Annotated in this window: 8 protein-coding genes; 4 read left to right on the forward strand and 4 right to left on the reverse strand. The window is 71.9% G+C overall.

Annotated features, from left to right (window positions below; genetic code table 11):
- Window positions 1-557: diacylglycerol/lipid kinase family protein (locus H5J29_RS20055; protein WP_376768552.1), on the forward strand; the 557-nt coding region annotated here is incomplete at its 5' end.
- A gap of 454 nt (window positions 558-1,011) precedes the next feature.
- Window positions 1,012-1,263 carry a WhiB family transcriptional regulator gene (locus H5J29_RS20060; protein ID WP_181782588.1) on the forward strand — a complete coding sequence of 84 codons (252 nt, stop codon included), beginning with the start codon at window positions 1,012-1,014 and terminating at the stop codon, window positions 1,261-1,263.
- Window positions 1,264-1,463: 200 nt separating this feature from the next.
- Here the strand turns inward: H5J29_RS20060 and H5J29_RS20065 are convergent, their stop codons facing one another.
- Window positions 1,464-2,963, reverse strand: a complete 1,500-nt coding sequence (locus tag H5J29_RS20065; RefSeq protein WP_181782589.1) for a sensor histidine kinase — start codon at window positions 2,961-2,963, stop codon at window positions 1,464-1,466.
- 62 nt (window positions 2,964-3,025) lie between these two features.
- Here H5J29_RS20065 and H5J29_RS36600 point away from each other — a divergent pair, with 62 nt between their 5' ends.
- Window positions 3,026-3,100: a 50S ribosomal protein bL37 gene (locus tag H5J29_RS36600; RefSeq protein ID WP_370467464.1), complete on the forward strand. Its 75-nt coding sequence runs from the start codon at window positions 3,026-3,028 to the stop codon at window positions 3,098-3,100.
- A 64-nt stretch (window positions 3,101-3,164) separates the two neighbouring features.
- Here the strand turns inward: H5J29_RS36600 and rsrA are convergent, their stop codons facing one another.
- Both rsrA and H5J29_RS20075 read right to left on the reverse strand, forming a co-directional pair.
- Window positions 3,165-3,488 (reverse strand): mycothiol system anti-sigma-R factor, encoded by a 324-nt coding sequence (rsrA, locus tag H5J29_RS20070; protein ID WP_181782590.1) that lies wholly within the window; start codon window positions 3,486-3,488, stop codon window positions 3,165-3,167.
- Window positions 3,485-4,138, reverse strand: coding sequence for a sigma-70 family RNA polymerase sigma factor (locus H5J29_RS20075; protein ID WP_181782591.1), 654 nt, complete (start codon window positions 4,136-4,138; stop codon window positions 3,485-3,487). The genes rsrA and H5J29_RS20075 overlap by 4 nt, the downstream gene beginning before the upstream one ends.
- A 242-nt stretch (window positions 4,139-4,380) precedes the next feature.
- On the opposite strand from H5J29_RS20075, the gene ybaK reads away from it, so the two are divergent.
- A complete protein-coding gene (gene ybaK, locus H5J29_RS20080) occupies window positions 4,381-4,857 on the forward strand; it encodes a Cys-tRNA(Pro) deacylase (protein WP_181782592.1) in 477 nt (158 codons plus the stop codon).
- 4 nt (window positions 4,858-4,861) lie between these two features.
- Here the strand turns inward: ybaK and H5J29_RS20085 are convergent.
- Window positions 4,862-5,129, reverse strand: a 268-nt coding sequence (locus tag H5J29_RS20085) for an alpha/beta family hydrolase (RefSeq protein WP_312858320.1), incomplete at its 5' end; no start/stop codon positions are given.

Below are 5,129 nucleotides of genomic sequence, written 5' to 3' on the forward strand. Positions count from 1 at the left end.
GCAGCAGGCTGGTGGGCCTCGGTCGCGCGGACGACCGCTGGTTCACCTTCAACGCCGGCATGGGCTGGGACGCGAGCGTGGTCGCCGCCGTGGAGCGGCAGCGCGCCTCCGGCCGCGAGGCCAGCCCGCTGCGGTACGCGGGCACCGCCGTGGCGGAGTACCTGCGCCAGCGCCGCCGTCCGGCGTCGATGACGATCGAGGTGCCCGGCGCGAGCCCGCTGGAGGAGGTCCGGCTGGCGTTCGTGAGCAACACCGACCCGTGGACCTTCCTGTCCGGCAAGGCCGTGCGGACCAACCCCGGCGCCACGTTCGGCTCCGGGCTCGCCCTGTTCGCGCTCCGCCATCTGGGGCTGCCCACCATCTCGCGGACCCTGCGGCACATCCTCTCGCCCGACGGCGACCCGCACGGCCGGAACATCGTGCGCCAGGACGCCGTTCCCTCCATCCGGATCCGCTCCGCGGAGCCGCTGGCGCTGCAGCTGGACGGCGACCATCTGGGGTCGCGGACCGACGTCGAGTTCGTCTCCGTGCCGGGAGCGCTACGCGTCGTCGTCTGACCGACCACTCTCAGTCGTCGTGCGAGAGGCGCCCCTCGTCGCAGATCGGGCGGGCGTCTCACCCGGCCGAGTGACACCGGGTGGCCATTCACCGATGCTCGCTGACCGTCGAGCAGCCAGGGTCTCGCATCAGACGTGGACGTGATCCAAGGTAGGTCCTGCGAGATCGAGGGACACCAGCGGGGGCCACCCCGCATGGTCCGGCGGAGACGGGGTACTCCCGGAGCCGTCGGGCAGGGACACTTTCCGTCGCTCTTGGTAGCGAAGGATCGACGCGGTAACCGAACGTGTCGTCCATCGTTGCGAAGGGTGGGTGAGGCTCCTCACCCGGCTGGACCTTGTCCCTTGAAGAGCGACCGTGCTCGTGAAATCATTCACAAGCGCGGAAACACCGTGACAGACAGACGTGCGATCGGCGCGAACCCCGATCGCCAGTACGAGGAGTAGAACCATCATGGATTGGCGTCACCGCGCTATCTGCCGCGACGAGGACCCGGAGCTCTTCTTCCCGGTCGGGACGTCCGGCCCGGCGCTCCTGCAGATCGCCGAGGCGAAGACCGTCTGCCGTCGTTGCCCCGTCGTCACCGAGTGCCTGTCCTGGGCCCTCGAGAGTGGCCAGGACGCGGGCGTGTGGGGCGGTATGAGCGAGGACGAGCGTCGCGCACTCAAGCGTCGCAACTCGCGTACCCGCGCCCGCACCGCCTGAGTGGCTCGGCTTTCTCACGAGCCGCACCACCGAGAACCTCAGAGCACAGCCCCGAAGAGCGGGCCCGAAGCCGGACGCCACCGGCGACGGGCCCGCTCTTCTGTGGTTCCGGGAGTGTCACCGCACCCGCCGGATCCTGTGACCGCGGAGCACGGCACCGGCGCGACCTCGGCACCGGGATCAGCGATCACGCCTCAAGGCTATCGCGCCGCCATCGGCACCGTGATAAGGGCCTCCGTTCCGCCGCCCTCGCGGGGCGACAGGGCGATCGTGGACTCCAGCTCCGTGAGCAGCGTGCGCACGATCTGCAGGCCCAGACCCTTCGCCCGGTCCATGTCGAAACCCTCCGGCATGCCCCGGCCGTCGTCCATCACGACCACCTCGAGCTTCGACGCCGAGCGGGTCGCCCTGACCACGACCTCCCCGGCCTGACCAGGCTCGTAGGCGTGCGCGAGCGCGTTGTGCACCAGCTCGGTGAGGACCAGCACCAGCGGGGTGGCCATCGCCGAGGGGAGCGTGCCGAGCGAGCCCTCGCGGCGGACCTTCGCGCGGACCTCGGCGGTCGCGCCGTCCCCGATCGCGGGGAGCACGGTGTCCACGAGCTCGTCGAGGTCGACCATCTCGGCCACCGAGTAGGCCAGCGCCTCGTGCACCAGCGCGATGCTCGTGACGCGCCGCACGGACTCCTCCAGGGCCCGCCGGGCCTCGGGGATCTCGGTCCGCCTGGCCTGCAGCCGGAGCAGCGCCGCGACCGTCTGCAGGTTGTTCTTGACCCGGTGGTGGATCTCCCGGATCGTCGCGTCCTTGCTGAGCAGCGCCTGGTCACGGCGGCGCAGGTCGGTGATGTCGCGGACCAGTACCAGGGCGCCCGCGGCGTCCCCGCGGGGGCGCAGCGGCAGCGCGCGGACGAGCATCACCGCCCCCTTGGTGCGGATCTCCATCCGGAGCGAGGTGCGGCCGTCGAGCGCGGCCTGGATGCGGGCGGCGACCTCGGTGGCGTCGAACGGGTCCCGGACCAGCGCCTTGGTCATGGGCCCGAGCGGCACCCCGACGAGGTCGGTGTCGTGGCCCATCCGGTGGTAGGCGGACAACGCGTTCGGGCTGGCGTAGGCCACGAGCCCGTGCGCGTCGAGCCGGATGAGCCCGTCCCCGGCGCGGGGGCTGGTGTCGGCGCCCGCCGAGGCCGCCGTCGTGGGGAAGGTCCCGTCCGCGATCATCTGGCAGAGGTCGGAGGCGCTGCCCAGGTAGGCGATCTCGAGCGGGCTGGGCACCCGCGGCATCGCGAGGTTGGTGTCCCGGGACAGCACGGCGATCACGCGGCCACGGTGGCGCACCGGGATGGTCTCCCGGCGGACCGGGACCTCCATGTGCCAGCGCGGCTCCTCCTCGCGGCAGATCCGCCCCTCGACCACCGCGCGCCGCAGCTGCGGGTTCTCCCGCGGCGTGACGCGGGCGGCGACGGCGTCCTCGGAGTGGGCCGTGGGCGCGGTCGTCGGGCGGGCCTGGGCCACGCAGAGGAACTCCTCCGGGCCGCCCGCCATGGCGTGGTCCGCGTCCTGCGGGAGGGGGATCCACAGCAGGAAGTCCGCGAACGACATGTCCGCCAGCAGCTGCCACTCGGCGACCACGCGCTGCAGGTGCTCGACGGCGTCCCCGGGCAACCGCGTGTGCTCGGCCAGCAGTTCGCTCAGGGTCGACACGGGCCAATCCAACCACGTGGGACACTGGCTCCAGACCAGCGGCAGGAGAAGGAGGGATCGGCATGTCGAAGCGCGCACGGAAGCGTCGCGACCGCAAGAAGGGCGGCGCGAACCACGGCAAGCGGCCCAACACCTGAGGCCTGGACAAGCAGAACGGCACCTCCGCTCGCGAGCAGAGGTGCCGTTCGTGTGTCCGGGGGGTCAGCCGCGCTGTTCGATGCGCGTGGTGCGGACCTCGACGGTCGTACCGCCGGGGCCGGACTCCACGCTCACCTCGGCGAGCTCCAGGAACTGTTTGCGCAGCCGCGTCTTCAGCCCGTCCGGGGCGGTCTCGCCGCTGCACTTGCGGGCGAGGAGCTGCTTGAGCTTCTCGTCGAGCCCGTACTCCTGCAGGCAGGGGGTGCACTCGTCGAGGTGCTGGACCAGGACCGCGCGGCGCTCGGCGTCGCACTCGCCGTCGAGGTAGAGCCAGACCTCGGCCAGCACCTCGGAGCAGTCGGTGTCGTGGTGGTTGCCGCAGCTCATGAGCTGGTCACCTCCTGCTCCTCGCCCCGGATGAAACCGCGCTCGCGCGCGGTGTCGGTGAGCATGTCCCGGAGCTGCCTGCGCCCGCGGTGCAGGCGGGACATCACGGTGCCGATCGGCGTGCCCATGATGTCCGCGATCTCCTTGTAGGCGAACCCCTCGACGTCGGCCAGGTATACCGCCATCCGGAAGTCCTCGGGAAGCCGCTGAAGGGCTTCCTTCACGTCCGTGTCCGGCAGGTTGTCCATGGCCTCGACCTCGGCCGAGCGCAGCCCGGTCGACGAGTGCTCACCGGCCTGCGCGAGCTGCCAGTCCGTGATCTCGTCCGTGGGCGACTGCAGCGGCTGGCGCTGCCGCTTGCGGTAGCCGTTGATGTAGGTGTTCGTGAGGATCCGGTACAGCCAGGCCTTGAGGTTGGTGCCCTCGCGGAACGTCCGGAACGCCGAGTACGCCTTGAGGTAGGTCTCCTGGACCAGGTCCTCGGCGTCCGCGGGGTTACGGGTCATGCGCAGCGCCGCACCGTAGAGCTGGTCGATCATGGGCATGGCGTCGCGCTCGAAGCGCGCCGCCCGCTCGGCCTCGGACTCCTCCGGGGCGCGATCGACCGCGTCCTGCTGCGACTGCTGGTCGGTGTCCGTCTCGTCCGGCACCGCGCTCCTCTCCCCCTCGGCCACCCGTGCGGCGGCCTGCGAGTCTGCGAGGAACGAGCCTACGCGTCCTCCGCCCGACCGTCGCGGCGGCGCGGAGGTGGGACCGGTCGAGCCCACCGTCCACACAGTCGGGCGCGCGGGGCGGGGCGCCTCCATCAGAGCCTGTGTCACGTACGGTCACAACACGTTCGGCCGGTAGGGGATTCCCGGCCGTCGCCGATTCTGGGGAAGGGGCCGGACGGGTGGCAGGGCAGGGCACACCGGCGACGGCGCTGCTGAGCAGGAGGAAGGTCGACTTCACCCTGCACTCGTACGAGCACGCGGGCGGCGCGGCCTACGGCCAGGAGGCCGTCGACGCCCTCGGGCTCGACGCCGCACGCGTCTTCAAGACGCTCGTCGCCGCCGTCGACGGGAACCTGACGGTCGGGGTGGTGCCGGTCGACGCACAGCTCGACCTCAAGGCGCTCGCGGCCGCCGTCGGGGGGAAGAAGGCCCGGATGGCCGAGGTCGCGGACGCCGAGCGCGCCACCGGGTACGTGGCGGGCGGCATCTCCCCGCTCGGCCAGCGGAAGCGGCTGCCGGTCGTGGTGGACTCCTCCGCCGCCGGGTTCGCCACGGTCTTCTGCAGCGCGGGCCGCCGCGGGCTCGAGGTCGAGCTCGCCCCGCAGGACCTCGTCGCGGTCGCGGGCGGCACGTTCGCGGAGATCGCCGCCCGCTGACCCGTCAGCGGGCGAGGACCCGGCCGAGGAACCCGGGGAGGACCCGTTCGATCTCGGGGTTCGCCTTCCTCAGCGAGTGGTCCCCCTCCACCACCACGACCTCTCTCGACGGCGTGGGGTCGAGCATGCCGAAGGGGTCCCTCGCGCCCTGGACGACCAGCACGGGGACCTCGACCGAGTCGATCTCCGCCATGCGGTGCTTCTCGGGCCTGCCGGGCGGGTGGACGGGGAACGCCAGGCACACCACCCCGCGGGCCTTTCCCTCCGCGGCG

Source organism: Pseudonocardia pini (genome assembly GCF_013870575.1).
Lineage (GTDB): Bacteria > Actinomycetota > Actinomycetes > Mycobacteriales > Pseudonocardiaceae > Pseudonocardia > Pseudonocardia pini.

What these genes read in the sequence shown, in the direction of transcription:
- H5J29_RS20060 (WP_181782588.1), top strand. Translation starts at nt 1,012, where the DNA reads ATGGATTGGCGTCACCGCGCTATCTGCCGCGACGAGGACCCGGAGCTC.
- rsrA (WP_181782590.1), bottom strand. Translation starts at nt 3,488, where the DNA reads ATGAGCTGCGGCAACCACCACGACACCGACTGCTCCGAGGTGCTGGCC.